Origin of the sequence: Legionella brunensis (assembly GCF_001467025.1) — a bacterium.
Taxonomy (GTDB): domain Bacteria; phylum Pseudomonadota; class Gammaproteobacteria; order Legionellales; family Legionellaceae; genus Tatlockia; species Tatlockia brunensis.
Genome location: NZ_LNXV01000011.1, coordinates 149,104 through 174,816, shown reverse-complemented (window position 1 = coordinate 174,816; position 25,713 = coordinate 149,104). Strand labels below are relative to the sequence as shown.

Genomic DNA, 25,713 nt, shown 5'->3' with positions numbered 1-25,713 from the left:
TTTGGATGAAGTAATGTTCGCAAACAAGCAACAGCAAGATGTATCTATAATTATACCTGTTTACAATGAAGTCGATAACGTTGAAGGACTCTATAAAGAAATTGTAGCGGCTCTTCCCAATGAACGCTTTATTTATGAAGTCATTTTCGTCGATGATGGTAGTACTGATGGAACTACGGAGCGGCTAAAATTACTGTCGCAAAGCTATAGTAATTTGCGTGTTGTGTATCACAAAAAAAACTTTGGCCAGAGTGCAGGTTTGGTTAGCGGTGCCAGAGCAGCGCAGTACTCCATGCTCATCACTTTGGATGGAGATGGTCAAAATGATCCCAATGATATTCCTCGTCTTTTTGAGCAATGTAGAGACCCTCAAACAGTGGTATTAGGAATTCGTAAAAAAAGGGATGATAATACCTTGCGACGACTTTCTTCGCGTATTGGCAACGGTATTCGCCAACGATTACTTAATGACGATTGTCCTGATACAGGCTGCAGTTTAAAATTATTTCCTCGCGATGCTTTTTTAGCTTTGCCGCATTTTAATCATTTACATCGTTTTTTACCTGCTTTATTTAAAAGAGCAGGATTTACGTTGGTAAACTTTCCGGTTAATCATCGTCCTCGTTGGCATGGCGTTTCTAAATATGGTGTGATGAATCGATTATTTGTAGGTATCCATGATTTAATTGGTGTGCGTTGGCTACTAAAACGTCCTTGTGCACCGGAGGTTTCTAAATATGAACACTGAGTATCTTTGGCTTGCTCTTGGCTTGGTTGGGCAAGGAATTTTCTCTGCTCGTTTCATAGTACAGTGGTTAGTCAGTGAAAAAGAGAAAAAAAGTATCATTCCAGTGGCTTTTTGGTACTTAAGCCTACTTGGCGGATTAACGCTTTTAATCTATTCAATTTATAAGCAAGATCCTGTATTTATCTTGGGACAATCTACCGGAGTTTTTATTTACGCCCGTAATCTATATCTAATCCAACGCGAGAGAGCCTCTCGTGTTGGAAAATTAAATCGTACTAGTGAGGGGGGCTTATCTTAAGCCTCTTATCTCCGATGTTGTATACAAAAATCCAGTTGGAGTGAGTTCAACGCTGGGCCGGTAAGCAAAGGCTTGGCCACCCACTGCTGCTTTGGTTTCAACATTCAGAAGAAGATTCAATTCGGTTACATAATAAGTGTTAGTAAACAACTCAACCCAAAAAGGGAGCTGTGTACCTTTCCATAAAATTAAAGATCTGCCTTTCGGCAAGAGTAGTTCAGAAGGCCGTATCATCCAGATATTTTTTGTGGGAAGAGCGATGGCAAGATTACCTAAAAGCCAATAAGAATCGGAAACAATATAATCTACTTGAGCTGAATTCGCTTTGGCCAATTCTATGATCTGGTTTAATGGGAACTGTTTTTGTTTTGTGTGTTTGGAGTAGCTATTGTAGATGAGTATAGCAAAAAAAATAAACTGGGTTATCGCGCAAAGACTCACTAGTGAAATCACTCTGCTTTTTAATTTGACTCCATATTTTAATTGACTTAAATAGAAAACGGGGCACAAAAATAAAATAGGAACAAGCCAACGGCCTCTAAAATTATGAAAGTCTGCAATTAAAATAATAACTGCTAACGTGGGTAGGCTAAAAGCATGATAACGAAAGAGTAACTTATTTGTCTTTTTATGCTGAGAGTTTCGATTTTTCGCTCTTGGGAAAAGAAGAATCAAAACCACGAGGACAGGTGCTACAAATAGAAGAGTTACTGTCGCTAAACGAAGAGGCCCTTCCAAAAAAAAGGAGGTAGCGGTGTTTAGTTTATGCAGGCTTGAAAGTCCTAGATTTTGATTTATTAAAAGCCAGCTAAAAAAAGGACTAGTAATAATGGCCATTATTACTAAGCTCAGAATTATATAAGGACTAAGAAATTGCCTACGAAACTCTGGGATTGTCAGTGAACTAAGAAATAGGATTGAAAGAAATAGTAAGTAGTTAAATTTTGAGAGTAAACCTATCCCTAGAATTCCGCCAAAGCAACAATACCAAAGCAATTTTGACCAATGTTCAGCCACTATTAGCCAATACCAAGTCAGACAAGCTGCGAATAATACAAGTATGGAGTGGGTATTATCTTTTATGAGATCCAGACCAATAGGTGGAATAAGAGCCCAAGATATTACTGCACACCAAGCTAACACATTATTTTCACAATGAATGCGGCAAATTAAGTAATAAAAGTAGAGGCAGCCAAATATAAGAAGGCTTTTTAAGAGTGCCAAACTAAATAAATTAATACCAAAAAGTTCAAAAAAGAAATATTGCAGCCAGGTATAAAGAGGCGGTTGAGCTGGATAACCAGGCAGTAATTTTTGAGCAACGATGACCTGCTCTGCTTCATCCAATAAGAGAACCTGATCACGTAAGAAAATCCTAATTAAAAAAATAATCACAGCGACAACTAATAAACTGACTGCTGGATGCTCAGACCAATATCCCTCTTTTTTTATTTGAATATCCATATTGGCTACAATACACGGATAGATAGGGGTGGTATTATCCTAGAAAAAGTAGGGATAATCTACTGTATTAGCGTTTCGTCTTCTAGTTTTATGTCGGCAATTTTTCATCAATTTGAGAAATTTTAAAGTTTGTTGTTGGATTTTTTTGTAGTCTATTTTAAGCTGTAGTGATAAGGGATCATAAGCAGGGAGCACATGATGGATTTTGATATGCACTTAAAGGAACTAATTGGACAATATGCCGATTTTGAGCAAGAAAATTTTATCTATAAAGATAAAAAAAACATCACACTGGAGGACAAGCAAAAAATCGAAGCAAGCTTAATTGCATTAATTTGCCAATACCTTTCGCAAGATGGATTAACGCCTGAGGCGATAAATCCTCACACTAAAAAATTACAGTTGCTATTTCATCCCGATAAATACCCTGTAAGTACTCCTGAAAGCAAATGGTTGCAATACACACTGAGCTCAGGAATAACTGAGCAAGGTACTTGTTTCCACCTAGTTAAACTATGTGAAAAAAAATTAACAACACCAGAAGATCCAGATTTTCATTTTCAAAATATTTTGACCATGGAAGCTTTAATAGCACGTGTGAAAAGAGATATAGAACTGGCAACAACTCATACTCAACGAGCATTATTGGAAAGTGTTCTGGTAATGCTAACTTCAGCTGAAGGTTACAATAATCAAATCAATGACAATATATCTATTGTTTGGGCACAAAGAATTACTCAATTGATGCCTTATTTAACGACAGGTTATTGTGTTAGCTTCTTTCTGGAAGAATTAGCGTTGCTTTATGCTGTAACGTTTACTTTATCCCGTGGCGGTCAATGGCTTGAACAATCTTCCTCAACACGTTGTCAAACTGTGGGGCACATGATGCGGGTATTTGGTACTACGATTTTTAATGCAGTGACTGCACTTATTGCTCGTCTTACGGAACTAAATATTTTTATGGTGCAAGGAGCTATTAATTTAAGCATTGATGCTGGAGATGGCATTTACAGATTACTGACAGTCTCTCAACCAAGTACCAAGACAACTACTGAGAATAAAGCTCTGATACTAGCTCCTCAAGATTTATTTGGTGGCATTCGCTTCAAAACATTTGAATTAAAAGTGATTGCAATGAGTCTTGAGTTAAAGTCAAAACAATTGGATAGTCAATGGCTGTCTGGATGGCGTCTAGGAAGTCAAAAAAATGCCGCTATTAAAGAAGCGTTACGTGCACTACGTCGATTGGATAAACGTGACCTTGATGTGACTACTAAACTTGAAGAGGCTGAAAAAATTATAAAAAGTCTTGTTGATAATAAGTTGATTAATGTCAAGGGGAGTGGCACTCATAAAGCAATTGAGGTTGCGCAAACAACATTACGGCTGATTCATAATCCTAATTCATCTGAGGAGCAAAAACAGCTTACTATTTGCAGCTCATAGTAGAATGCTACCGTGTTTTTTAGGATAATACAGGGTATTTAATTTCTTGAGACAACAATGATCATTTCTGTTTATGGTGCAGGCTATGTAGGATTAGTCTCTGCGGTTTGTTTGGCGAAACTTGGACATCAAGTCATTTGTGCAGATATTAACAAGCAAAAAATTGCTATGTTGCTAGAGGGAGAGTGTCCAATTTATGAAGAACAGCTCCCGGAATTGCTGCAAGAGCAACTAAAATCAACACGACTTAAATTTACTAATGATCTCACTGAAGCTATTAAAATGGCTGATGTCCATATTATTGCTACAGGAACTCCAAGCCAAGCCGATGGTAGTGCCGATTTATCGCAAGTATTTGAAGTTGCAACACGGGTGGCTCAAGAAGCAAGTAAAGATGGAGTTTTAGTAACCAAATCCACTGTTCCTGTTGGAACAGGTGATGCCATTCAAGCTGAAGTGGATAAGGAGTTATCTCGATGGGGCAAAAAAATTAGCATGGACGTGGTTTCTAACCCTGAATTTTTGAGGGAGGGAACTGCTGTTTATGATTTCTTAAATGCTGACAGAATCATTATTGGTGGCGAAGAAAAAGCTTTACCTATTCTGAAGAGCATCTACCAATCTTTGGTAGAAAAAGGTATCCCTTTATTATGTATGGGACGACGTTCCGCGGAGCTTACTAAATATTCAGCCAATGCCATGCTTGCCTGTAAAATAAGTTTTATCAATCAAATTAGTCAAATTGCAGAAGAGCTGAATGCTAATATTGATGATATTCGTCAGGGTATTGGGCTTGATCATCGAATAGGGCCTCATTTTTTACAGGCCGGTATTGGCTATGGAGGCTCTTGTTTCCCAAAAGATGTTCGTGCCTTGGTGCAAACTGCAAAAACAATAGATATTGATACCACGCTTTTGCAAGCGATTGATAGTGTCAATGAGACACAAAAAAGTTGGGTGTTTAGACAATTGTCAAAGCATTTTAATCATCATCTTAGTGGATTGACGATTGGTATTTGGGGATTGGCATTCAAGCCAGGAACTGATGATTTGCGTGAAGCAAGTAGTCTTGTGGCAATTAAAGCATTATTAGAGTCTAATGTTCACCTTAAAGTGTTCGATCCCGTAGCAATGTCAGCAGCACGAAAGTTGTTAAATGATGATTCGGCTATTACCTGGTGTCCTTCGGCTGCGGCTGTACTCGACGAAGGATTGGATGCATTAGTTATTGTGACTGAATGGCAAGAATTTAAAAGTTTTGGCTTAGAAGCATTAAAAAGCAAATTAGACAATGCCCCTCTAATTGATGGTCGCAATTGCTTTGATTTATCAAAGATAGTAGCTGCACGATTAGCATATTATTATTCTGTGGGGCGTCCATTGGTTGGATGTGCATCGAGTAGGAGTAGATAAAGGATGCAAGTAAAAAAAGCTGTTTTCCCAGTAGCAGGTATAGGGTCGCGCTTCTTACCAGCTACGAAAGCTAATCCAAAGGAAATGTTACCTATTGTTGATAAGCCTTTAATCCAATATGCCGTTGAGGAAGCTGTTCGCGCTGGAATTAATCATATGATTTTTATTACAAGTTCAAGCAAACGAGCTATTGAAGATCATTTTGATAATCATTTCGAACTAGAGAAACGTCTTGAAGAGCAAGGAAAAGAAAAACTGCTCGAGCTTGTAAAGGGTGTTTCACCGCCAGGTATCCAATTTACTTATGTTAGGCAAAATCAGCCATTAGGGCTTGGTCATGCAGTTTTATGTGCAGAGCATGTTATTGGCGAAGATCCGTTTGCGGTTTTATTAGCAGATGATTTGATTGATGATTCAAGACTCCCATGCTTATCGGCTATGACTGAGCATTTTAAAAGAGATCATTTGTCTGTTTTAGCAGTTCAACCTGTGCCTTGGCATGATGTTCCCCAATATGGTGTGGTGCGAGTAGTAGATGCCGCGGAAAATTATTCAACTATACTTGCAATGATAGAGAAGCCCAAAAGAGAGCTGGCTCCTTCTAATCTTGCAGCAGTAGGTCGCTATATTTTTACGCCCGCAATTTTTTCCTGCCTCAAGCAGACGGTGCCTGATTATCGCGGTGAAATTCAGCTAACGGATGGTATTCGAGGATTATTAACGGAGCAAAAAGTTCAAGCTTATCAGTTTCATGGAAAGCGCTATGACTGTGGTTCAAAATTGGGTTATTTGCAAGCAACTGTTGAGTTGGGTTTGATTCATCCTGAGATTGGGCAGGAATTTAATGAATATCTACGAACTTTAAGTGATGATAGATAGTCGAAATAGAGGCTGGGGTAAACGCATCTAAATTAGATGCGTCTGGTCTTTAAACGGAAAAAGTAATAAAAACTAACTTGAATTTAAGTCAACATCTCTGGCAAGATGCTGACTGGTTGATATTCCAGAGAGGAACTATGAAAATTCTGGTTGCAGTGAAGCGAGCGATTGACCCTTACGTTAAAATCCGGGTTAAGTCAGATAATACTGGGGTGGAAACACAAAATATTAAAATGTCTATGAATCCTTTTGATGAAATTGCTATAGAAGAAGCAATTCGTTTAAAGGAAAAAAATATCGCCAATGAAGTCATTGCTGTCACTATTGGTCCCGACGCTAGCCAAGAAACATTACGGCATGCGCTTGCTCTCGGTGCTGATAGGGCTATATTGGTGCGGACAGATAAACACTTCTGTAGTCTAAATATTGCCAAGATATTGCAAAAAGTTGCTGGCGATGAACAACCTAATTTGATTTTAATGGGTAAGCAATCCATTGATGGTGATAATAATCAAACTCCTCAAATGCTTGCAGCATTGCTTAACTGGCCTCAGGGAACGTTTGCATCCAAACTGACAATTCAAGGCCAGGTACTCGAAGTAACGCGAGAGATTGATGGGGGGTTAGAAACTTTAGCAATGGAATTACCCGCAATAGTAAGTACGGATTTGCGTTTGAACGAACCACGTTATGCTAGCTTGCCTAATATTATGAAAGCGAAACGCAAGCCTCTGGATATTATTGAGTGCGATGATCTCAATCTTACTTTGAAAGAGCATGTCGAAATACTGGCAACAACAGCACCTGAGTCTCGAAGTGGTGGTATCAAGGTAGCATCGGTAGAGGAATTACTGAATAAACTGCAAAATGAAGCCAAAGTGCTTTATAGGGAGAAAAAATGAGCACTTTGGTCATCGTTGAACATGATAATCAATCAATGCATTCTTCGACACGGAATACTATTGCTGCTGCAATGCAGTTAAAGCAAAACCTTGTCTTGTTAGTAGCCGGCCATCAATGTAAAGCTGTGGCGGAACAAGCTGCTGCTATAGAGGGGGTTCACGCTGTATGGTTGGTTGATAATATTTGCTATGAACATCAACTTGCAGAAAATTTAGCTGAATTAATTACCTCTATGGCATCATCGTTTTCTGCTATTTTGGCACCTTCCTCAACGTTTGGTAAAAATTTGTTACCACGGGTTGCAGCGAAGTTAGATGTGACTCAAATTTCAGATGTAAGTCGCATTATTGAGCAAGACATTTTTGAACATCCTATTTATGCGGGGAATGCGATTGAAACTGTTAAGGTTCTAGATCCAATAAAAGTTCTTACTATTCGTACTACTGCGTTTGACGGCGTTAATGGCACTCAACCTCCTTGTTGTATAGAACTTATTGATAAACCTTCTAGCGAAACAAAGACAAAATTTGTTAAGCATGAATTAAGCCGTTCTGAACGTCCTGACTTAGGAAGTGCAAAGATTGTTGTTTCTGGTGGAAGAGGATTACAGAGCGCTGAAAAATTTAAGTTGATAGAAGAGTTAGCAGACGCTCTCGGTGCTGCAGTAGGTGCTTCTAGGGCTGCTGTAGATGCAGGCTTTGTTCCCAATGATTATCAAGTAGGGCAGACAGGAAAGGTTGTTGCCCCAACCTTGTATATTGCTGTGGGTATCTCAGGCGCAGTGCAGCATTTAGCAGGTATGAAAGACTCCAAAGTCATCGTTGCTATTAATAAAGATGAGGATGCCCCAATTTTTCAAATAGCAAATTATGGTTTGGTTGGTGATTTATTTGAATTAGTACCCGAGCTTATTAAGCAATTGAAGTAATAGTTAATTAGTGAATTTCTTTGAAACTCTACTGCAGAGGAGAGTTGCGTCTATGATACAGGGCTCGAGTCTTCAATGCTACGTGCCTCCTCGTACCTCTCTGTAGCGGGTTTTGAATTTCAGGTAATCCTTTACTTAGAACAACGATGTTAAGCTATTTTAGAAGGAAGAAGCTATGTTTGTAGGTGTCCCAAAGGAAATTAAGTCTCAAGAAAATCGTGTTGGTCTTGTTCCAGGAAGCGTACGGGAAATTGTAAGAGTGGGAAGCAATGTTCTCGTCGAAAAGGGCGCTGGCTTAGGGATTGGTATTAGTGATGAACAATATCGTGCTGCTGGGGCTGAGATTGTTGCTACGGCAGATGAGGTTTTTGAGCGAGCCGAATTAATTGTTAAAGTCAAAGAGCCCCAACCAATAGAATGCAAACGTCTAAGAGAAGGGCAAACTATATTTACCTATTTGCATTTGGCTCCCGATCCGCAGCAAACTCGTTTACTTAAAGAGTCTGGAGCAACAGCAATTGCTTATGAAACGGTAACTCAAAATGATGGAGGCTTACCGCTCTTAACGCCAATGTCCCAGGTTGCTGGGCGAATGTCTATCCAGGCCGGAGCGCATTGCTTGGAAATGGCTCAGGGGGGTAGCGGGGTTTTATTGGGTGGTGTCCCTGGGGTTGCTCCAGCCAATGTTGTTGTCATTGGAGGGGGGGTTGTAGGTAGTAATGCTGTACGCATGGCCATGGGTATGGAAGCGCGCGTAATTGTTATTGACAAATCGCTGTCCCGTTTGCGGGAGTTGGATTTTCAATTTGGCTCTAAACTGAATACTATCTATGCAACCGTTGAATCCTTAGAGCGTTATGTAGCTGAAGCTGATTTAGTCATTGGTGCTGTGTTGGTGCCTGGAGCAGCAGCTCCTAAGCTAGTGACAAGAGCGATGCTAAAGTCAATGAGGCCTGGTTCCGTTGTAGTCGATGTGGCAATTGATCAAGGTGGTTGTTTTGAAACAAGCCGTCCTACAACACACCAAGAACCAACGTATGTTGTTGAGCACGTAGTTCATTATTGTGTAGCCAACATGCCAGGTGCTGTGCCTCGTACTTCTACTTTTGCTTTAAATAATGCCACTTTACCTTTTGTAATGAGTCTAGTGACCAAAGGAGTTAAATTGGCTTTGCTAAGCGATGGTCATTTGTTGAATGGTCTGAATGTCCACAAAGGTATGATTACTTTTGAAGCTGTAGCCCTTGATCTTGGTTATGAGTATGTGGATGCTGCGGAAGCATTAGCCAGTTAAAAAATATAGATAAATTTAGAGGGATACCGCATATTTGCGCTATCCTCATCTCAACACTACACAATCCACCTAGTGCCTGCTTAATATGGAACTGTCCCATACTATTCCAATATGGGACGTCATTCTTTAAAATAAATTGTCTTGTGTATCAGCGTCTGTAGAGGTTTCTGTATCATCTGAAGTAGGTTCTGTGCCAGGAACATCCTGCTCACGAAAATATTCTGTAATGGTATTGGGCTGATTCATTTTAGCCAGTAAACCTGTTGCCGGATCAATTTGAACAGCAACAATGTTTTCAGGCTGATGTAGTTGCTTTTCTGGCATATTGATCAAAGCAATTTTCATAAAATCAATCCACATGGGTAAAGCCAAGCCAGCCGCATATTCATGCAGTGATTGCGGATTATCATAGCCAACCCAAGTTGTTACTACTAAATCGGGATTAAAGCCAGCAAACCATGCATCCACTTGATCATTTGTGGTTCCTGTTTTGCCTGCCAGATCGGGGCGATTTAATACTCTTGCAGCATGGGCAGTACCATGTTGAATAACCCCCTTTAACGCTGAGGTCATTAAGAAAGCTATGTCAGCAGAAATCACTCGCGGTGCGAGAGTAGAGGGGTCGACTTTATCTAACTCACATTGATCACAAGCAATAGAAGGTTTTGCTTGCAGAAGGATTTCACCGTCATTATCTGTAATGTGATCAATTAAATAGGGCTCGATTCTAAAACCACCATTTGCGAAAACAGCATAAGCAGCAGTTAGCTCCATTGGACTTACCGATAAGCTACCTAAAGCCAATGATAAAGCTTTTGGCAATTTTTCCTTACGGAAACCAAAGCGAGAAATAAAATCAATCGCATAGTCAAAGCCAATATCATCTAAAACGCGGATAGAAACTAGATTGCGTGAGTGGACTAGCGCGTCTTTAAGACGAGTAGGACCATTAAAAGTAAGATTGACATTGTGAGGGCGCCATAGATTTGCCTGACTTGGATCATCAACAACTATAGGAGCATCGTTGACAAGAGTGGCGAGTGTATAACCCTTATTTAAGGCAGCGGCATAAATAAAGGGTTTGAAGCTTGAGCCTGGCTGTCTTTCTGATTGAGTAGCGCGGTTAAACTTACTCTTTTGGAAGTTAAATCCACCTACTAATGCTTCCAAGGCGCCATTATTGGGGTTTAAGGCAACTAATGCAGCTTCGATTTGAGGAATTTGCGACAATTGCCACTTATTATCTTGATTATGGACATAGACAATATCACCCACTGCGACGACTTGCTGGGCTTTAGTAGGTGCTTTACCCATCCAACCGTGTTTAAGAGCAGGTCTCGCCCAGGAGAGTCCTTCCCAGGGAATAGTAAAATTACGTCCATGACGATTTGCGGCTATTGCTTCTTTATCACCAACAGCCAAAATGACGGCAGGTTCAAGGCCATTAATAACAGGATATTGGGCTAATAACTTGTGTAGAGAGTCAGGTGATTGACTATCGACGCCGCTTATTTTGGCTATAGGACCTCTATAACCATGACGGCGGTCATAAGAGAGAAGGCTGTCTGTAACAACCTTGTTTGCAGTAATTTGCAAAGGACCCTTAATAGTTGTGTAGACTTTATATCCTTTAGTGTAAGCTTTCGGTCCAAAATGATCATAAAGGGATTGACGAATCATTTCGGCAACATAGGGGGCGCTGACTTCGATATTAGTGCCGTGATATTTGGCAGTAATAGGTTGGCTCACAGCCTCTTGGTATTGTTTATCAGTAATATATTTTTCTTCAAGCAAACGCTCCAGAACATGATCACGTCGCTTTTTAGCGGCAAGAGGATTGGCGATTGGATTTTGAGTTGATGGAGCTTGTGGCAAACCAGCTATCATTGCTAATTCTGCCAGATTTAATTCCTTCAAAGATTTGCCATAATAAACTTCAGCAGCAGCGCCGACACCATAAGCACGATTACCCAAGTAGATTTTATTGAGATAAAGCTCAAGAATTTTTTCTTTGCTTAATTCGCGGTCAATTTTGATGGCCAATAAAATTTCATTAAATTTACGTAAAAAAGTTTTTTTGCGACTTAAAAAGAAGTTACGGGCTACCTGCATGGTGATAGTACTACCACCCTGAGATTTTGTTCCTGTTTGTATCATGCGAACAGTTGCTCTTCCTAGGCCAAAAATGTCTACGCCAGGATGTTCAAAAAAGCGCTGATCTTCAGTGGCCAAAATAGCGTGAATTAAGGTGGGTGGGATGTCTTCATAACTAAGTGGAATACGTCGCTTTTCCCCATATTCTTGGATAAGTAAACCATCTTGAGTGTAGATCCGTAAAGGAACTTGCAGACGCACAGTTTTCAGGGAGTCTACATTAGGGAGCTGACTTTCAAGATAAAGATAAAGAAAACTTATGCCAACAACAAGTAGGAAAAAAAGACTAAATAAAGCCCATAAGCCCTTACGCCAGAAATATGCCGATTTTCTCATCTGATATTGTAATATGTAGTAGATCTATAATCAGCGGATTATAGCGCTATTTAATAGTATTTTGCGAATTCTTCCGTCGTTTTTACACCGATCTTCTGCATTTTATTGTAAAGATTATTTAAGATTTTTTAAAAACCTATTAGAAGGGTCTTTACAATTCGCTAACTTGAGTTGAAAAGCCTTAATTTTCAGCCAAGATAGTAGAATTGTAGATAGACCCTAATTCCCTCTCAAGAAGAGGGAGAGAAACTATTCAGAATAAGGATTAAAAAGAGGATTTGATGAAGTGGTTTTTTCCTCAGGATCTAGCTCTTCGACCTGTTCAGTAGTATTGATTGTCCCTGGTAATAAAGCAGCACTAAGTCCATTTATGCCCATGCCCCAAAAAGGATGGTAATATTTTTTAGAGGTAAAATTAAGGGAGGGCTTTGAGGTTTTTAATAGAGCAATTTCTTTTCTGAGACGCTCAACTTCATCGTGTGCATCTTGATATTGTTTTTCCAGTTTTCCTTTTTCTTCCTTAAGAGTTGACGTGTCCAGTTTTAAGCTTTCAATCTCCTCTGACATTCGTTGTTTGTCATTTTCTAATTTCAGATTTGCCTCTGTTAAGCTTTCGTTATTCTCTTTCAACGTACTAATTTCTTTTTTAAGCTCGCCGTTTTCTCTGGATAGAAGAGGCATCCCCACCTCCAACTGATGTTCTTTAATCAAGCAATCAATAAAATTAGCAACAGTTTTTTCGGAATACTCAAGAAGTCCTAAAGGGGCAATAAATCCATCTTGAATAATTTGCCCAGAATTACAAAGAGTCCAGCCTTTAGCCATGCCACGGATAAATCCAGGAATATCTTCTGATTTTTTTCTGTAATTGATGGTGACGGTTGAGCTTTGTGAAGTATTTAATAATTTGTTTACATTAAGTATCAGTGCTTGCAAATGTTGCTGCATAATGAGGGTATCTTCTTGGCTCAAGGGAGCATTTTGTTCGAGAAGCGGTTTTAATCTATTAATTTCAAAATGAAAATAATTAAGTAAACTCACTCTGGTAACATAGATTGTTGTACCCTCATTAATAATAGTTTGTAAGGATTCCATAAAGTCTAGATGTGATTTTTTAAGCAGCTCTTCCCTTGAGTATGTTTTATTAGTTTTGGATTGAGATTCAGAATAGCTAATAATAACTTCACACAGAGAAAGAATTACATTTTGTAATCGCGACATATTAACTCCTTTTAACAATATAGTGACGAGATGATAAGCGGTAATAACTAATCCACTATATTTAAATAAAACGATGAGTGCAAGTGTTGGACAATCGGTAAATTGCAAAAGTTAATACGCCAAATTTTGAACCATCTAATAAAGAAATTTATTGATTTTAAATAAAAATATTTTATTTTTGGATTGGCATCGGTTATATTTGCATCCCTTCTAAGTTTCTTAAAAAAATGGAATAGAGACTTAGTAGACAAGTCCAAAGGAAATAAATAAGGAATTAAAGTGCTCAAACGGTTTAAGTCACAAAATCGTTCCATGATAGGAATGGATATCACTTCGCTCTCAATTCATGCTTTACAAATTACAAAAATTGCTGCTACTTATCATATTGATAATTTTCTTTCTGAATCCTTAGATCCTCATGTAATTGTCGATAACCAAATAAGAGATCAGGAAGCTCTGTTCAATAGTATAAAAAAACTTTTATTTAGGGCAAATTGGTCATGTAAATCAATTGTTCTGGCAGTGCCTGATGCGGCAATTATTACAAAAGTAATTCAAATTAAGAATAATCTGCCCAAAGATGAAATGGATGAGATTATTTTTCTTGAAGCAAGTAAACATTTTTCTTGCCCTCTTCACGAAATTAATATGGATTTCGCCATACGAGGACCTTCATCGATTCATGGCAATATGCTTGATGTTTTGATTACTGCTTGCAGAGCGGAGCATGTTAACACTCGTGTTGAAGCAATTACACGAGCTGGACTCACTGCCCAGGTGGTGGAAAGTGAATCAAGTGCATTGGAGCGAGTGATTCCCTTATTAACAACAAGATTGTCAAAGGAAGAAAAGAAAGGTATTGCTATCATTCATATTAATGAGCTTTTTACCCATTTAAAGATGGCACAGGATGGAAAAATAATATTTGCTCATGAAGAGGCAAGCGGTTGTAATCAATGGGGTGAGGTTTTGATGCCACAACATGATAACTCCAAAGAAGGCAATTATTGCAAAATGGAGCGCTCGATTACCCTAGGTGAGCAAAAATCACAAGTGATCAGGATGGAGCAACTAATCCGCCAAATTAAAAGGATGTTACAATTCTTTTACTCAGCTAACTCGTCGAAAGTAATTCATCATCTATTTTTAGCAGGTGATACGGCACGTTTGCCGAATTTTTGTCAGCGACTGCAAGAAAAAGTAGGTATTCCCACCAGTTTGGCGAATCCGTTTAAAGAAATGTGCTTTTCAAATAACGCTTTTTCACAAAACTTCATAGAGAAAGCTCCTTCTCTACTTATAGCATGTGGCTTGGCTTTAAGAGAATGAGGTTAAGTTATGTCAGAAATTAATTTACTTCCTTGGCGTATCCGTCAAAAAATTGAGGCAAAAAATAAGTTTATAATATGGGTGGTTGGTAATTTTGCTTTCACTATAACATTCATCTACATAATGCATATGCGTATGAATTATCTTTATGATAATCAATTGCTGCGCAACGCTTATCTGCAAGATGAAATAAAGAAATGCAATATAAAAATTAAGGAAATCACCCGGCTTGAAAAATTGAGTGCATCAATTAGAGTTCATCTTGAAAAAATATATTTTTTGCAAAAAAGTACTGTTTCAATTATCCATTTTTTCGACAACATTCCAAAAATAATTCCTGGCGAATCTTATTTGAATGGTATTGAAAAAAAGGACAATAAAATTATCTTATCTGGGTGCGTAAAACAGCATCATGATGTAATGAAAATTATGCGGAAAATCAATAAAAATAAATGGCTTCTAAACTCCAAGATAACAGAGATAAAAAAAGATAGAAATAAAAGTGAAAAATATAATAAATTTAAATTAAATATTGATGTGAAACTTTATGGTCAATAATGCGCTAATAAAAATAAATAATAGTGGAGTAACAATAAGACAAATTACGAGATGGTTAAGGTCAAGAAAATATCCCTTGGTTGTTCTTATAGCTGTTTTAGTACTTTTTGTAGATTATTTACTAGTTATTAAGCCTAATGAAGAGCAGTATGAAAATCTGTTTTTAAAAGAAACTGAATTAAGAACGGCATTTGAGAAAAAATATCTAGCCTCATCTAATTTAAGAAATCACCGTGCTCAAATCAAACGGTTAAATAATGAGTTGAGTTTAATGCTTAAATTGCTGCCTAGGCATAATGAAATTTCTCCCTTAGCTGAAGAAATTTTTAAGACAGCAAAAAATTGTGGCCTTACTATTAATTTTTTTGCTCCACATGTTGAGAGCCAACATAGTTTCTATGTCGAGTTACCTATTGAAATGGCTGTTACGGGAGAATATAGCCAATTGGCATTATTTTTAAGCAAAATAGCAAGCTTTCCTTATCTTATAACCTTTGATTATTTTAAGATAACCAAATTATCGGTTAAAAATGAAAGTTATTTGTCTAATGTTTTGCTCATGAAAATTACCATTAAAATTTATCGTTCAAGAGAAAAATGATTCAAAGAAATTGGTTGGTCGTTTTGGGTTTTTCGATGTTGATTTCATGCGGTAATTCGACAAATGATGATTTAAAAGTCTATATAAAAACAATAAAAGATCGAGCTATTCCTTACCAAGAAGAAATATCCTTGATTAAACCAGTCATGAATTTTGATTATCCTCAAGGTAATCAACGGAGGGATCCTTTTAAACTAATAAGCCGTGAAAACAGGAAAATTAGGAAAAGTTCTTCTAACCATTTATTAACAGAATTCTCGATGAATTCTTTAAAATTTGTAGGATTAATTCGCAATTTTTCTATGACGTGGGCTTTAATTAAGGTGCCTAATGGGAAAATTATTCATGTGAAGAAAGGAGATTATGTCGGGCAAAATAATATGAGGCTATTAAAAATAAATGAAAATGATCTTCTATTCGAAGAGCAAAATTTTGTGAATGGTAAATGGCGAAAAAAAGGAGTCAAGGTTTTTTTAAGCCAGGGGAAAGGAGTCAAATTTGCGTAAAACATTCCTAAGTTTATGCATCTTCTTTTGTGTTGATGGCTTATATGCTCAAAATATTTCATCACAGACCACTTTAAAAAAGGTTACAGTACAAACAGAAAAGGATAGAATTGCTAAAAGTGAATTTGAGAACAAGCGAATTTCCTTAAATTTTCAAGATATTGAGGTAAAAGCTGTTTTGCAATTATTGGCCGAATTTACTGGCATCAATGTGGTTATCAGTGATACAGTAACGGGTAATATTACACTAAGCTTGAATGAGGTACCTTGGAATCAAGCTTTGAGTATCATTTTAACAACCCGATCTTTAGAGAAACGACGAATGGGCAATATCATGTTTATCGCACCTGCCGAAGAGATGACTAAACGTGAGAAAAAAATACGACGAACTCAATTTGAAATAAACAATACAGCCCCTTTGCATTCAGCATTTTTTCAAATCAATTATGCTAAAGCGGCCGACATTGCTAATCTTCTGCAAGAAAAAGAGGAAACTTTTTTATCCAAACGAGGCAGGTTGGCTGTTGACATTAGAACCAATACCTTGTGGATACAAGATAATCCCGAGCGTCTTACAGCTATTAGAAAGCTTATCAAACAATTTGATGTTCCTGTTAAGCAAGTATTGATAGAGGCTCGAATAGTCAATGTTACTAAAGACTTTACGCTGGATTTAGGATTACATTTTGATGTCTCAAAACCTATTTATCCCGACATCTTAAAAAGTAAGCAAATGGCAAATAAGGTTAACTCAACGGGTACTATACCATTGGGGGAACGATTGAATATAGATTTGGGAAGTGCGTCAATGGCTACTTCACCAGTGGTTGGCGTAGCACTTGCCAGGTTGAGTGATGGTATTTTGTTGGATTTAGAGTTGTCTGCCCTTGAAAGTGAAGGGCTTGGAGAAGTTATATCTAGTCCGAGGCTTATAGCAACTAATCAACAACCAGCATTGATTGAGTCAGGAGAGGAGATTCCTTATCAAGAGGCAACTTCGAGTGGCGCAACAGCTGTTGCTTTTAAAAAGGCAGTCTTGAGTTTGAAAGTAACGCCGCAAATTACTCCTGATAATAAAATTTTGATGGATTTAAAAATTAATCAAGATATTCCTTCACCCAAAGTTTTTAATGGCGTGCCGACTATTTTAACCAAAGAAATTCAAACAAACGTCGTGGTTAATAATGGGCGTACAATTGTTCTGGGTGGAATTTATAAACAAGATAAAAATAATGAAGTTAACCGTGTTCCATTCTTAGGTGAATTACCGGTTGTAGGAGCATTATTTAGAAATCAATCGATATCAACTAGAAATGAGGAGTTGCTCATTTTCATTACTCCTAGGATAATATCAAACAATTTATCGCCAAAAACTTTTGGCAGTCGACGGAAAGAATTGGTAAGAGGTGTAGAGTTAGAGCAGGTGAGTAAGTAATTAAATCCATAAAGGGTATGCTAATATCCAGCGATAGGAGAGCTGTTGCTTAGGTAAAACTCATTAAGGTTTTCCTTGAGTGTACTATGTTTAATCTAAATATAAGATATTTCTTATATTTCAGCTGAAGGGGTATGTAATTAAAAATGAGCATAGTTAAAGTACGAAATATATTTTTAATAGGGCCGATGGGAGCAGGTAAAAGCACAATAGGCCGTACTTTGGCAAAGGAGCTCAAGCTTGAGTTCTATGATTCTGACGAGGTGATTGAAGAGCGTGCGGGAGCCGATATCTCTTGGATATTTGATATTGAAGGTGAGGAAGGGTTTCGTCGTCGTGAACAGAAGGTGATTGATGAGTTAACACAAAAAACGAATATCGTACTCGCCACGGGTGGTGGTGTGGTTATGACACCTGAAAATCGCAATGCTTTAGCTGGAAGAGGAACCGTTATTTATTTAAAAACATCTTTACAGCAACAATATGAGCGTACAAAGCGTGATACTAAGCGCCCGCTACTGCAAACTGAAGATTTAGAAAGTCGTTTAGAAATGCTTCGCGATGAGAGAGAACCATTTTACGATGAGCTTGCTGATATCAGCTTTGAAACGGACAAGTTAACTGTAAAAGCTGTAGCTAATAACATTATCAAATATATCTATGGCGAAGTTTGAGATCTACAAAGAATTGGTAATTCATTTACCAAATCAAGAGTACCCTATCACTATAGGATATAATGCTTTACAGGATCCAATAATTCTTAATCGCTATTTGGCAGGCGAGCAGGTTCTAATCGTTACTAATGACAAAATAGCATCGCTCTACCTTAGCTATCTTGAAAGAGCATTTGCAAATAGGCAATGTGACGTTGTCATTCTTGATGATGGGGAAGAGTTCAAAAATCAGGAAAGTCTATTTGCTATTTATGATAAATTAATTGCTACACACCACTCTAGAGACACGACACTTATTGCTTTAGGGGGCGGTGTTATAGGCGATATTACCGGCTTCGCAGCCGCAACGTATCAGCGTGGCGTGCAATTCGTGCAAATTCCAACCACCTTGTTGGCTCAAGTTGATGCTTCTGTTGGTGGCAAGACGGCTATCAATCACCCTCAAGCAAAAAATATGATTGGAAGTTTTTATCAACCTGCAGCGGTAATTATTGACTTGAACACTTTAAAAACGTTGCCAATGCGTGAGTTTAGAGCTGGATTAGCTGAGGTTATCAAATACGCATTATTAACAGGTGGAGAGTTTTTTAAGCTGGTTTTTCATATGCTAAAGGAAGGAATGGAATCAACCCTTTCAGAGGATTTGGCTGCTGTTATTAGTCATTGCTGCCAGATAAAAGCCAGTTATGTGGAGCAAGATCAATATGAAAAATCAGGTCAACGGGCTTTTTTGAATCTTGGCCATACTTTCGCTCATGCACTTGAGGCATGTACGCACTATAGTCGTTGGTTGCATGGTGAAGCAGTAGCAATCGGACTTTATTGTGCAGCATTATTATCGCAACAGTATGCTCATCTGAATGCAGAAACAGTCAATTTAATTGATGAAATGTTATTAATGGCAAAATTACCGCGACGAATTCCTAAGGACATCAATCTTGATGAATTGCAGTCAGCAATGTTGCAGGATAAAAAGATAAAAAATAAAAATTTGCGCTTCATATTAATGAAAGCGGTAGGGGATTGTTACATTGAAGACAATGTACCAGAGAACCTGTTGCGCTTAATACTGGAAGCTGCAGTTGAAGGAGATTAATAATGCAAAATGTGACGCAGGAATTAGAGAATAAGGAAATCAATAAGTCCTCTGATAAAAATATTTTTAAACCAGGGGCTTGGCTTACAAAAATTGATTTTATTAATCATTTAATTTTATTTAACAATGCGCTGATAGCCGTGCTTGCAGAAGCAGGAGGAGGCAAAACAACTTTTATCGAATTACTGCAAGCAGGTCTTGACTCGCAAATTAAATCACAGGTAATAAAAGCTGTTCCTCCATTTACACAAGCAAGTTTATTGGTGCAATTAGCAACTATGTTTCATTTGCGGACTGATTCTGAACTTACTATTGCTAATATCATTCAACAAATTAATGAGAGAAAGGCTCATGTATTACTCATTATTGATGATGCACAGCATGTTCCCGATGCTTTTCTGCAAGAGACTTTGCTTGTACTAAAGCAACAAGGTGAGCAATGCTTTTTTCACATTTGTTTAATTTCTGATTTTTCTTTAGCAGCAAGTTTAAACAAGTTAGAAGCTGACTCTTTGGGAAGCATGATTCATCGCTTTGAGCCTGGTGCTTTAACTGAAACTGAAACAAAAACATATCTGCTAAATAGCTTACCCACATTGAAACGTATTGATCAAACTATGTCGGATAAACGACTGGAACAATTTTATCAGCTGACTGGAGGCAATATTGCCCGTATCAATAAGGAAATGACTAATTACTTCTGTCCAGAGTCGTTAAAATCTGCAGCAATACAGAAATCCTCTTTTTCAAAATACATTGGTTTAACTGCAACTGTTGCAGTAGCTTTTTTAGCTTCGGTTTATATTTGGCAAAATCAGGATATGTTTGGACAAATAAAGCCTCCAGTTAATCAAGAAAAGCCCCAAGTGGTCATTGTAGAGCAGAAGTTGCCTTCTTTCGTGCCCAAGGTACCTGCAATGCAAAATAACGAACCCGCTTTAGTTAGCCAAATACCAAGTTTTAATGGCGAAAAAATGGATAGTTATATTCCTGCATTTACGATGGCTGCGATAAAACAAGCACTTCAACCGCCACCATTAAAAAGGGTTGTTGACGTGGTTTTAGATGAGGATGAGAACAATAATGACCCGTCGTTGGTGGTTATGGATAAAGTAGTTGTTATACCCAAGACTCTAGTGAATCAGGATATAAAACAAGTTGCTGTATTAGAAAGAAGTGTGGTTTCTTCCAGGGATGTTCCTAAACCGATGTCTCAACCAGCTTTTAATGCGGAAGTTAGCACGATAGCTCTAGAGACAACTCCTACTATAATGCAACAAGGCCAATTTACGGTTCAAATATTAGCTAGCCAGAATCTTGCAGATATTAAACGTTTTATAAATCTGCATCACTTGGACAGTAACACTAAAATTCGCCTGGCAAAGCGGCAAGGAGTTAATTGGTATGTGCTAACTTTGGGAGAATATGGCCGTTTTGAGCAAGCGCAGCATGCAGCTAATAATTTGCCTGTTGCTCTTACCCAATTTAAACCATGGATTCGTTCTACTTCTGGGCTTGCTGCATTAGGTTAAGATCTTAGTTATAAGCCATGAAGACTCGTCAAGAGAGTTGCTATTGCAGACATGATTTCGTGCGGCTGAGCAGTTGAATGCCTCGCTGTTTAGCCCATGTGCGATAACCAATAATTGCCATCAGTGTATATACAACCATTAACAAACTATGAAATGGTATTTCCTTCTGAATGTACATGAATGCATAAATAGCGTCTGTAATAAACCATAGAATCCATGTGGCAATTATTTTATAGCACATCAACCATTGAGCACCAAGGCTTAATGAGGTTGTTAAAGCATCTAATAGGGCAATATCAGAATGAGTAAAAGTAACTAGCAGATTTACGATAAGCACAAAGAGGCCTGCAATAAGTCCTAGAAGTACGAACCATTGTTTTATAGATAGTTTGCCAATGATTATAACTTCTTTTTGAGTTGACGTACGCCAAAGATACCACCCATAGCAGGTGCTTAAAAAATAAAATGATTCAAGCAACATGTCAGCATAAATCCCTTTTTGCCAATATAACCAGCTATTTGCTAGGGTGGCGAATAGGCTACTAAGCCATGCTTTATTGTTGAGTTGAATAAAATAATAAGTAGCTAATAAGGACGTTACAGTCCCTAAGATATCTAAAAACATCACATTATCCCTACGACGGCATTACCCGACAGGTTCGATGGGTATTTCTCAGCCCTTATAAATATGGACTCTGAATGAAAATTCAGTTTTAGGAGACAATTTGAGTTGTCGACAATCAAATTATCCAGCAATAAGGGCACCCCTGTTTCTCAGTTTCTTTAATTCTGGCATTTTGAATTTAAGATAAGCAAATTTTATAGTAAACTGATTTCCATGGAAATTAAAAATTTCTACTAATATAAGAATTAGCGTAGCCAAGGAGAGAGAATCATGTATAAAAGGGTCTTATTCGCGACAGATTTTGATGAGGTGGGAATAAAAGCAGCTCATAAAGCAAAAAAAATTGCTGATGAAAACGGTGCTGACCTACTATTAGTCCATGTCGTGGAGCCAATTCCAGCATATGCTTACCCTGGCTTTGCCGGATTTGCTGAAGTAGAAGTTTCAATTCGTGAACAAGCAGAAAAAGAGCTGTCAGCTTTAGCTAGAAAGCTTGGTGTTGACAGTGCACATTGCATGATTGAGTTTGGTTCTACCAAGAATGAAATTTTGCGTGTGGCTCAAGAAAAGAAAATTGATCTAATTGTGACGGGAAGTCATGGTAAGCATGGACTTGCTTTATTATTAGGCTCAACCGCTAATGCTATTTTGCATGGTGCCGAGTGTGATGTTTTGATTGTTCGTCCAAAGGTTGACTAATTTGTAATCCTATATTGCTATTACTCAATAGTTAGTAGCAAACAGGATTTGTAGATAACCCAGAGAAGACTATAGCCTTGAGACTTATCGAGGCTATAGTTAAGTTGACTCAAAAACTCAAGCAAGCTCTAGAGCTTCTTCTTTAAGCGATTTTACAATGGATGGTCTTTTCTTCAGGGTTGCAAAATACCGCGGTAGATGATCCCATTGTTTAATATCTATTTTAAAATTCATTGCCCACAGAAGTATGACGAACATATACGCATCTGGTAAAGTAAAATGTTCACCCATGAGGTATTGATGTTTTAGTTGCTTATCAATATAAGCTAATTTGGTTTTGATAAGTCCTATATAGATCTTGTCTTTTATCTCTTGAGGAATATTGGGATTAAACAAACTGCCAAAATTCTTATGTAATTCTGTGGTTATAAAATTTAAACACTCGAGAATACGATAACGCTTAAAATCACCGATAGGTGGTAATAACTCTCTTGCTTGGAATTTATCAGCAAGATATTGTTGAATAACAGCATTTTCAGTGAGATATTGGCCATTCTCTAACTGAAGAGTAGGGACAGCACCTTTAGGATTAATTCTTAGAAAGTCTTGTTCGTTTTCAGTTCTTTGAGTTTTTAAATTGACTGATTCATAATCACAATTAATGCCAATTTCATTGATAACAATACGCACGGCCAATGAGCATGCTCCCTTTGTATAAAATAGTTTCATGGTAATCCCTTATGACGTTAGTTGGCTCATCATTTTTACCTCATTTGGGGTTGCTAATACAAGAGTTAGTAATGAGAATGTTTAGGGAGATTTTCACTCGCAAGAGTTTAAGGTTTAGTGAGTTTGGTGTTAAGATTTCTATTGTTAGCTAAAGAGACTTGCCTTAAGTCGAGTCGGCTAATAAGTATCATCATAGTTGTATCATTTATTTTTCCGCTTTTTCTTAAAACGCGTAATTCCTGACGGGCACCTTCTAAACCTGCTAACCTAAGCTCCTGTTCAATTTCTAAAGACAATTTATTTGAACTGCTGCTTTCTGTCTCCACCTCAATATTGGAGGCTAAAAATTGATTTAGAGCCGCCAAAATGGTGTTTCCTACTTGTTTGCAAATATCAGCTTCATGTTCATCCAACGTCTCACAAAGCTTTTTCATGCGTTTTTCAATTGCTTTAATTCCTGCTCCAACAGCTGCAATAATGGCATCTTTTTCTTCGTCGTAGGGAGGTGCGACAATTAAGTTTTTTAATCCTGGCAAGATTAAAGGCAGAGCTATCATACTCACTAGTAAAGAACAAAGAACGACACCCACAGCAATGGTTATTAATAGATCATGTCCTGGGAAAGGCATGCCATCTGGCATCAGTGTTGGGAGAGATAAAATTGCAGCCAAAGCTATTGCTCCGCGAACCCCCCCTAGGGAAATCGCTGTAATTACTTTTAGATGAGGACGTCGCCAGGTTTTATGACGGTAGCGTGCAAGAAGTACTTCAAGGGGGAGTGTTAAATAGATCCATAGAAAGCGCAAAGCGAAGAGTGAGAAAGTTATAATCACAACAATGCCGGCACAATGAGGTAAATTACTGCCAGTATGCGCTAATAAATCCAGAGAGTTGGCAGTGTAAATTCCTAAAAGGATAAATATGGCACCATTTAAAGTGGCTTCAATCATACCTCTAATAAAATGGCCTTCAATTCTCATTGTGGCGAGCGTTCTGTCTAAAAATCCTGCCTGATCAATAGTAAATCCGGCAGCGACAGCAGCTAAAATTCCTGATCCCCCCAATTTTTCGGCAATGAGATAAGCAGTAAAAGGTAAAAGAATTAATAAAAGATTTTCTGTAGTAGTTTCTTGGGTACTTTTAATACTGAGTCGTCCTAAAAGAATAATGAATACATAAGTAAGGCATACTCCTATCGCAAGTCCTTCTAAGCCGATTAAAAAAAGACTGTACACAGCCTCGGTTAATGAAAAGACGCCAGTAAGCATTGCTGCAACAGCAAATTTAAATGAGACAAGGCCAGAGGCATCGTTTAAGAGCGCCTCTCCTTGCAAAATGTAAATAATCCGTTCAGGCATTTGCGACTTGGTTGCTAAGGAGCGTAAGGCTACGGCATCGGTGGGTGAGAGAGCTGCTGCTAGGGCAAATGAAGCGGGTAAAGGTATTAAAGGAATTAACCAATGAATTAAATAGCCCATTCCAATGACTGTAAAAAATACCAAACCAATTGATAGCATAATAATAGGCCTGGTATTGGATAAAAATTCGCGTTTAGGAAAACGCCAACTATCAATAAACAATAAGGGAGGAATAAATAAAAGCATAAAAAGTTCAGGATTAAATCCTACGTGTGAGCCAGGAAAAAGAAGCCCAATTAATATCCCAATGACGATTTGAATTAAAGGTGCAGGTAAGGAGGGGATTAATCGCCTAATCATATCTGAAATAACAAGTAAAAATAAAAACATCAGACAAATTAAGACATTATCCATAATTTGTAGTACCCCAATACTTACGTAATGTATTAAGTTACAAAATTAATAGCTCTGACGACATATAGCAACTTTTATTTTATAAGCTGGGTTGTTTTAGGGTTCAGTATCGCTTCTAGAATTTATGACTATTTAGACTTTAAATTAGGTTATCTTATACTTCTATATCTACTATTAAAGTTTATCTATGAAATTTTTTTGTAAAAAATGTGGTGCTCGCGCAACGCCAAAGATAGAAATTGTGAGTCAGTTAAGTAGTTCTTCTGTTAAAGTTTATTTTTGCAGCGAATGCCATGAAAGGTTATTACAATTAGGTGGTTATGCCAATTTTTTAAGTACCTTTGGAGAATGGCCATTTGCGTTGTGTGATTTCTTAATGGTTATTTATTTTGAGGTAAAACAATTAATCCAGCGAAATAAAGCTAAGTGAGCACTGATGTCTGGCCAGTTAACTAAAATTTCTTATATCCAGAAATGAGTGAATGTGATCATCTTTTGTTGAGTCCCTACCAAAAAGAGTAGTTGTAATGTCATCAAAATCTAAATATTTTCTGCAACTTCCCAAATTAATATTGTATTGACGTAATTTCTCTAATGCAATCTGTCCTTTTTGTAGCATTTTTTTTGCCCAATTTTCATTGAGCTTAAAAGAAAGCTCTGCCAAGTTACGAATAATATCAGCAAGAACAATATCTCCCGACCATTGTTCAATTTGATTTCTGGGTCTTCCAGCTAACGCCTCATGTGATGCAGGAAATAACCAGCTATTTGAGCGATGGGTATACTCTTTTTCATGAACAGAATAGGTTATGTTCTTAGTATTATCGATAACTGCGCTAAAAAATGGCATATTCACTTGATATTTTTCAGGAAGGTATTTTAGCATATGCTCCCATAGGTTAAGATTGCCTGTATTAGACAAATAATTATGAACTTCTAAATTGATTGGTGTTTTTTTATGGCTATTCCTGTCTTTAGTTAAATATCGCAACCGGTCAGTTGGACCGCCTACCACAGAATCAATACAATGAAGATAGCAGGCTTGTACTTTGATATCGCCTAACTCAACT

25 protein-coding genes are annotated in these 25,713 nt (G+C 37.7%); 18 read left to right on the top strand and 7 right to left on the bottom strand.

Translation table 11 applies throughout. From position 1 onward, the window contains the following. The first annotated feature begins 13 nt into the window (after positions 1 to 13). On the top strand, positions 14 to 748 hold the full coding sequence (locus Lbru_RS07610) for a glycosyltransferase family 2 protein (RefSeq protein ID WP_058441589.1): 735 nt from the start codon (positions 14 to 16) through the stop codon (positions 746 to 748). Further along, the gene (locus tag Lbru_RS07605; RefSeq protein ID WP_058441588.1) at positions 738 to 1,046 is read left to right on the top strand and encodes a lipid-A-disaccharide synthase N-terminal domain-containing protein; all 309 of its coding nucleotides are present in this window, start codon (positions 738 to 740) and stop codon (positions 1,044 to 1,046) included. The genes Lbru_RS07610 and Lbru_RS07605 overlap by 11 nt, the downstream gene beginning before the upstream one ends. Here Lbru_RS07605 and Lbru_RS07600 read toward each other — a convergent pair. After that, positions 1,038 to 2,510, bottom strand: coding sequence for an ArnT family glycosyltransferase (locus Lbru_RS07600; protein ID WP_058441587.1), 1,473 nt, complete (start codon positions 2,508 to 2,510; stop codon positions 1,038 to 1,040). The two genes, Lbru_RS07605 and Lbru_RS07600, sit on opposite strands and share 9 nt — an antisense overlap. A 195-nt stretch (positions 2,511 to 2,705) precedes the next feature. Here Lbru_RS07600 and Lbru_RS07595 point away from each other — a divergent pair, with 195 nt between their 5' ends. The 6 genes from Lbru_RS07595 to ald all read left to right on the top strand — a co-directional run bounded on the left by Lbru_RS07595 (position 2,706) and on the right by ald (position 9,376). Further along, on the top strand, positions 2,706 to 3,959 hold the full coding sequence (locus Lbru_RS07595; RefSeq protein ID WP_131793451.1) for a hypothetical protein: 1,254 nt from the start codon (positions 2,706 to 2,708) through the stop codon (positions 3,957 to 3,959). 57 nt (positions 3,960 to 4,016) lie between these two features. Continuing rightward, entirely contained in the window at positions 4,017 to 5,372 is a 1,356-nt protein-coding gene (locus Lbru_RS07590) for a UDP-glucose dehydrogenase family protein (RefSeq protein ID WP_058441585.1), read from the top strand. Between the two features lie 3 nt (positions 5,373 to 5,375). Continuing rightward, on the top strand, positions 5,376 to 6,251 hold the full coding sequence (galU, locus tag Lbru_RS07585) for a UTP--glucose-1-phosphate uridylyltransferase GalU (RefSeq protein ID WP_058441584.1): 876 nt from the start codon (positions 5,376 to 5,378) through the stop codon (positions 6,249 to 6,251). A gap of 137 nt (positions 6,252 to 6,388) precedes the next feature. Then, a complete protein-coding gene (locus tag Lbru_RS07580; protein WP_058441583.1) occupies positions 6,389 to 7,153 on the top strand; it encodes an electron transfer flavoprotein subunit beta/FixA family protein in 765 nt (254 codons plus the stop codon). Then, a complete protein-coding gene (locus Lbru_RS07575; RefSeq protein WP_058441582.1) occupies positions 7,150 to 8,082 on the top strand; it encodes an electron transfer flavoprotein subunit alpha/FixB family protein in 933 nt (310 codons plus the stop codon). The genes Lbru_RS07580 and Lbru_RS07575 overlap by 4 nt, the downstream gene beginning before the upstream one ends. Before the next feature lie 175 nt (positions 8,083 to 8,257). Continuing rightward, positions 8,258 to 9,376, top strand: a complete 1,119-nt coding sequence (gene ald / locus Lbru_RS07570; protein ID WP_058441581.1) for an alanine dehydrogenase — start codon at positions 8,258 to 8,260, stop codon at positions 9,374 to 9,376. Between the two features lie 126 nt (positions 9,377 to 9,502). Here the strand turns inward: ald and Lbru_RS07565 are convergent, their stop codons facing one another. Together Lbru_RS07565 and Lbru_RS07560 are read right to left on the bottom strand one after the other, a co-directional pair. After that, positions 9,503 to 11,866 carry a penicillin-binding protein 1A gene (locus Lbru_RS07565; RefSeq protein WP_058441580.1) on the bottom strand — a complete coding sequence of 788 codons (2,364 nt, stop codon included), beginning with the start codon at positions 11,864 to 11,866 and terminating at the stop codon, positions 9,503 to 9,505. A 249-nt stretch (positions 11,867 to 12,115) separates the two neighbouring features. Continuing rightward, positions 12,116 to 13,087, bottom strand: coding sequence for a coiled-coil domain-containing protein (locus Lbru_RS07560; protein WP_058441579.1), 972 nt, complete (start codon positions 13,085 to 13,087; stop codon positions 12,116 to 12,118). Between the two features lie 279 nt (positions 13,088 to 13,366). Here Lbru_RS07560 and pilM point away from each other — a divergent pair, with 279 nt between their 5' ends. The 8 genes from pilM to Lbru_RS07520 all read left to right on the top strand — a co-directional run bounded on the left by pilM (position 13,367) and on the right by Lbru_RS07520 (position 20,818). Beyond that, complete coding sequence (gene pilM / locus Lbru_RS07555; protein WP_083500864.1) at positions 13,367 to 14,416, top strand: type IV pilus biogenesis protein PilM; 1,050 nt, start codon at positions 13,367 to 13,369, stop codon at positions 14,414 to 14,416. Positions 14,417 to 14,425: 9 nt separating this feature from the next. After that, complete coding sequence (locus Lbru_RS07550) at positions 14,426 to 14,974, top strand: PilN domain-containing protein (protein ID WP_058441577.1); 549 nt, start codon at positions 14,426 to 14,428, stop codon at positions 14,972 to 14,974. After that, positions 14,964 to 15,575 (top strand): type IV pilus inner membrane component PilO, encoded by a 612-nt coding sequence (locus Lbru_RS07545; RefSeq protein WP_058441576.1) that lies wholly within the window; start codon positions 14,964 to 14,966, stop codon positions 15,573 to 15,575. The genes Lbru_RS07550 and Lbru_RS07545 overlap by 11 nt, the downstream gene beginning before the upstream one ends. Then, entirely contained in the window at positions 15,572 to 16,081 is a 510-nt protein-coding gene (locus tag Lbru_RS07540) for a pilus assembly protein PilP (protein ID WP_058441575.1), read from the top strand. Before Lbru_RS07545 ends, Lbru_RS07540 begins: the two co-directional genes overlap by 4 nt. Continuing rightward, the gene (locus tag Lbru_RS07535; protein ID WP_058441574.1) at positions 16,074 to 17,516 is read left to right on the top strand and encodes a type IV pilus secretin PilQ; all 1,443 of its coding nucleotides are present in this window, start codon (positions 16,074 to 16,076) and stop codon (positions 17,514 to 17,516) included. Before Lbru_RS07540 ends, Lbru_RS07535 begins: the two co-directional genes overlap by 8 nt. A 146-nt stretch (positions 17,517 to 17,662) precedes the next feature. Beyond that, positions 17,663 to 18,190, top strand: a complete 528-nt coding sequence (gene aroK, locus Lbru_RS07530) for a shikimate kinase AroK (protein ID WP_045106431.1) — start codon at positions 17,663 to 17,665, stop codon at positions 18,188 to 18,190. Beyond that, entirely contained in the window at positions 18,177 to 19,286 is a 1,110-nt protein-coding gene (aroB, locus tag Lbru_RS07525; protein WP_058441573.1) for a 3-dehydroquinate synthase, read from the top strand. The genes aroK and aroB overlap by 14 nt, the downstream gene beginning before the upstream one ends. Before the next feature lie 2 nt (positions 19,287 to 19,288). Next, on the top strand, positions 19,289 to 20,818 hold the full coding sequence (locus Lbru_RS07520) for an AAA family ATPase (protein WP_058441572.1): 1,530 nt from the start codon (positions 19,289 to 19,291) through the stop codon (positions 20,816 to 20,818). Positions 20,819 to 20,858: 40 nt separating this feature from the next. Here Lbru_RS07520 and pnuC read toward each other — a convergent pair whose 3' ends face one another. After that, positions 20,859 to 21,443 (bottom strand): nicotinamide riboside transporter PnuC, encoded by a 585-nt coding sequence (gene pnuC, locus Lbru_RS07515; protein ID WP_058441571.1) that lies wholly within the window; start codon positions 21,441 to 21,443, stop codon positions 20,859 to 20,861. 270 nt (positions 21,444 to 21,713) lie between these two features. Here pnuC and Lbru_RS07510 point away from each other — a divergent pair, with 270 nt between their 5' ends. Continuing rightward, entirely contained in the window at positions 21,714 to 22,142 is a 429-nt protein-coding gene (locus Lbru_RS07510; protein ID WP_058441570.1) for a universal stress protein, read from the top strand. 117 nt (positions 22,143 to 22,259) lie between these two features. Here the strand turns inward: Lbru_RS07510 and gstA are convergent, their stop codons facing one another. Together gstA and Lbru_RS07500 are read right to left on the bottom strand one after the other, a co-directional pair. Next, positions 22,260 to 22,871 (bottom strand): glutathione transferase GstA, encoded by a 612-nt coding sequence (gene gstA / locus Lbru_RS07505; protein WP_058441569.1) that lies wholly within the window; start codon positions 22,869 to 22,871, stop codon positions 22,260 to 22,262. Between the two features lie 107 nt (positions 22,872 to 22,978). Continuing rightward, positions 22,979 to 24,643 (bottom strand): Na+/H+ antiporter, encoded by a 1,665-nt coding sequence (locus Lbru_RS07500; RefSeq protein WP_058441568.1) that lies wholly within the window; start codon positions 24,641 to 24,643, stop codon positions 22,979 to 22,981. A 187-nt stretch (positions 24,644 to 24,830) separates the two neighbouring features. Between Lbru_RS07500 and Lbru_RS07495 the strand changes: the two genes are divergently transcribed. Then, positions 24,831 to 25,073 (top strand): hypothetical protein, encoded by a 243-nt coding sequence (locus Lbru_RS07495; protein ID WP_058441567.1) that lies wholly within the window; start codon positions 24,831 to 24,833, stop codon positions 25,071 to 25,073. 18 nt (positions 25,074 to 25,091) lie between these two features. Here the strand turns inward: Lbru_RS07495 and Lbru_RS07490 are convergent. After that, positions 25,092 to 25,713 (bottom strand): hypothetical protein (locus Lbru_RS07490; protein WP_162262397.1); only part of this gene is annotated, 622 nt, incomplete at its 5' end.

Bases quoted from the DNA above. Each gene is read 5' to 3' on its own strand.
- Lbru_RS07610 (WP_058441589.1), top strand. From the start codon at position 14: ATGTTCGCAAACAAGCAACAGCAAGATGTATCTATAATTATACCTGTT.
- Lbru_RS07605 (WP_058441588.1), top strand. From the start codon at position 738: ATGAACACTGAGTATCTTTGGCTTGCTCTTGGCTTGGTTGGGCAAGGA.
- Lbru_RS07600 (WP_058441587.1), bottom strand. From the start codon at position 2,510: ATGGATATTCAAATAAAAAAAGAGGGATATTGGTCTGAGCATCCAGCA.
- Lbru_RS07595 (WP_131793451.1), top strand. From the start codon at position 2,706: ATGATGGATTTTGATATGCACTTAAAGGAACTAATTGGACAATATGCC.
- Lbru_RS07590 (WP_058441585.1), top strand. From the start codon at position 4,017: ATGATCATTTCTGTTTATGGTGCAGGCTATGTAGGATTAGTCTCTGCG.
- galU (WP_058441584.1), top strand. From the start codon at position 5,376: ATGCAAGTAAAAAAAGCTGTTTTCCCAGTAGCAGGTATAGGGTCGCGC.
- Lbru_RS07580 (WP_058441583.1), top strand. From the start codon at position 6,389: ATGAAAATTCTGGTTGCAGTGAAGCGAGCGATTGACCCTTACGTTAAA.
- Lbru_RS07575 (WP_058441582.1), top strand. From the start codon at position 7,150: ATGAGCACTTTGGTCATCGTTGAACATGATAATCAATCAATGCATTCT.
- ald (WP_058441581.1), top strand. From the start codon at position 8,258: ATGTTTGTAGGTGTCCCAAAGGAAATTAAGTCTCAAGAAAATCGTGTT.
- Lbru_RS07565 (WP_058441580.1), bottom strand. From the start codon at position 11,866: ATGAGAAAATCGGCATATTTCTGGCGTAAGGGCTTATGGGCTTTATTT.
- Lbru_RS07560 (WP_058441579.1), bottom strand. From the start codon at position 13,087: ATGTCGCGATTACAAAATGTAATTCTTTCTCTGTGTGAAGTTATTATT.
- Lbru_RS07550 (WP_058441577.1), top strand. From the start codon at position 14,426: ATGTCAGAAATTAATTTACTTCCTTGGCGTATCCGTCAAAAAATTGAG.
- Lbru_RS07545 (WP_058441576.1), top strand. From the start codon at position 14,964: ATGGTCAATAATGCGCTAATAAAAATAAATAATAGTGGAGTAACAATA.
- Lbru_RS07540 (WP_058441575.1), top strand. From the start codon at position 15,572: ATGATTCAAAGAAATTGGTTGGTCGTTTTGGGTTTTTCGATGTTGATT.
- aroK (WP_045106431.1), top strand. From the start codon at position 17,663: ATGAGCATAGTTAAAGTACGAAATATATTTTTAATAGGGCCGATGGGA.
- aroB (WP_058441573.1), top strand. From the start codon at position 18,177: ATGGCGAAGTTTGAGATCTACAAAGAATTGGTAATTCATTTACCAAAT.
- Lbru_RS07520 (WP_058441572.1), top strand. From the start codon at position 19,289: ATGCAAAATGTGACGCAGGAATTAGAGAATAAGGAAATCAATAAGTCC.
- pnuC (WP_058441571.1), bottom strand. From the start codon at position 21,443: ATGTTTTTAGATATCTTAGGGACTGTAACGTCCTTATTAGCTACTTAT.
- Lbru_RS07510 (WP_058441570.1), top strand. From the start codon at position 21,714: ATGTATAAAAGGGTCTTATTCGCGACAGATTTTGATGAGGTGGGAATA.
- gstA (WP_058441569.1), bottom strand. From the start codon at position 22,871: ATGAAACTATTTTATACAAAGGGAGCATGCTCATTGGCCGTGCGTATT.
- Lbru_RS07500 (WP_058441568.1), bottom strand. From the start codon at position 24,643: ATGGATAATGTCTTAATTTGTCTGATGTTTTTATTTTTACTTGTTATT.
- Lbru_RS07495 (WP_058441567.1), top strand. From the start codon at position 24,831: ATGAAATTTTTTTGTAAAAAATGTGGTGCTCGCGCAACGCCAAAGATA.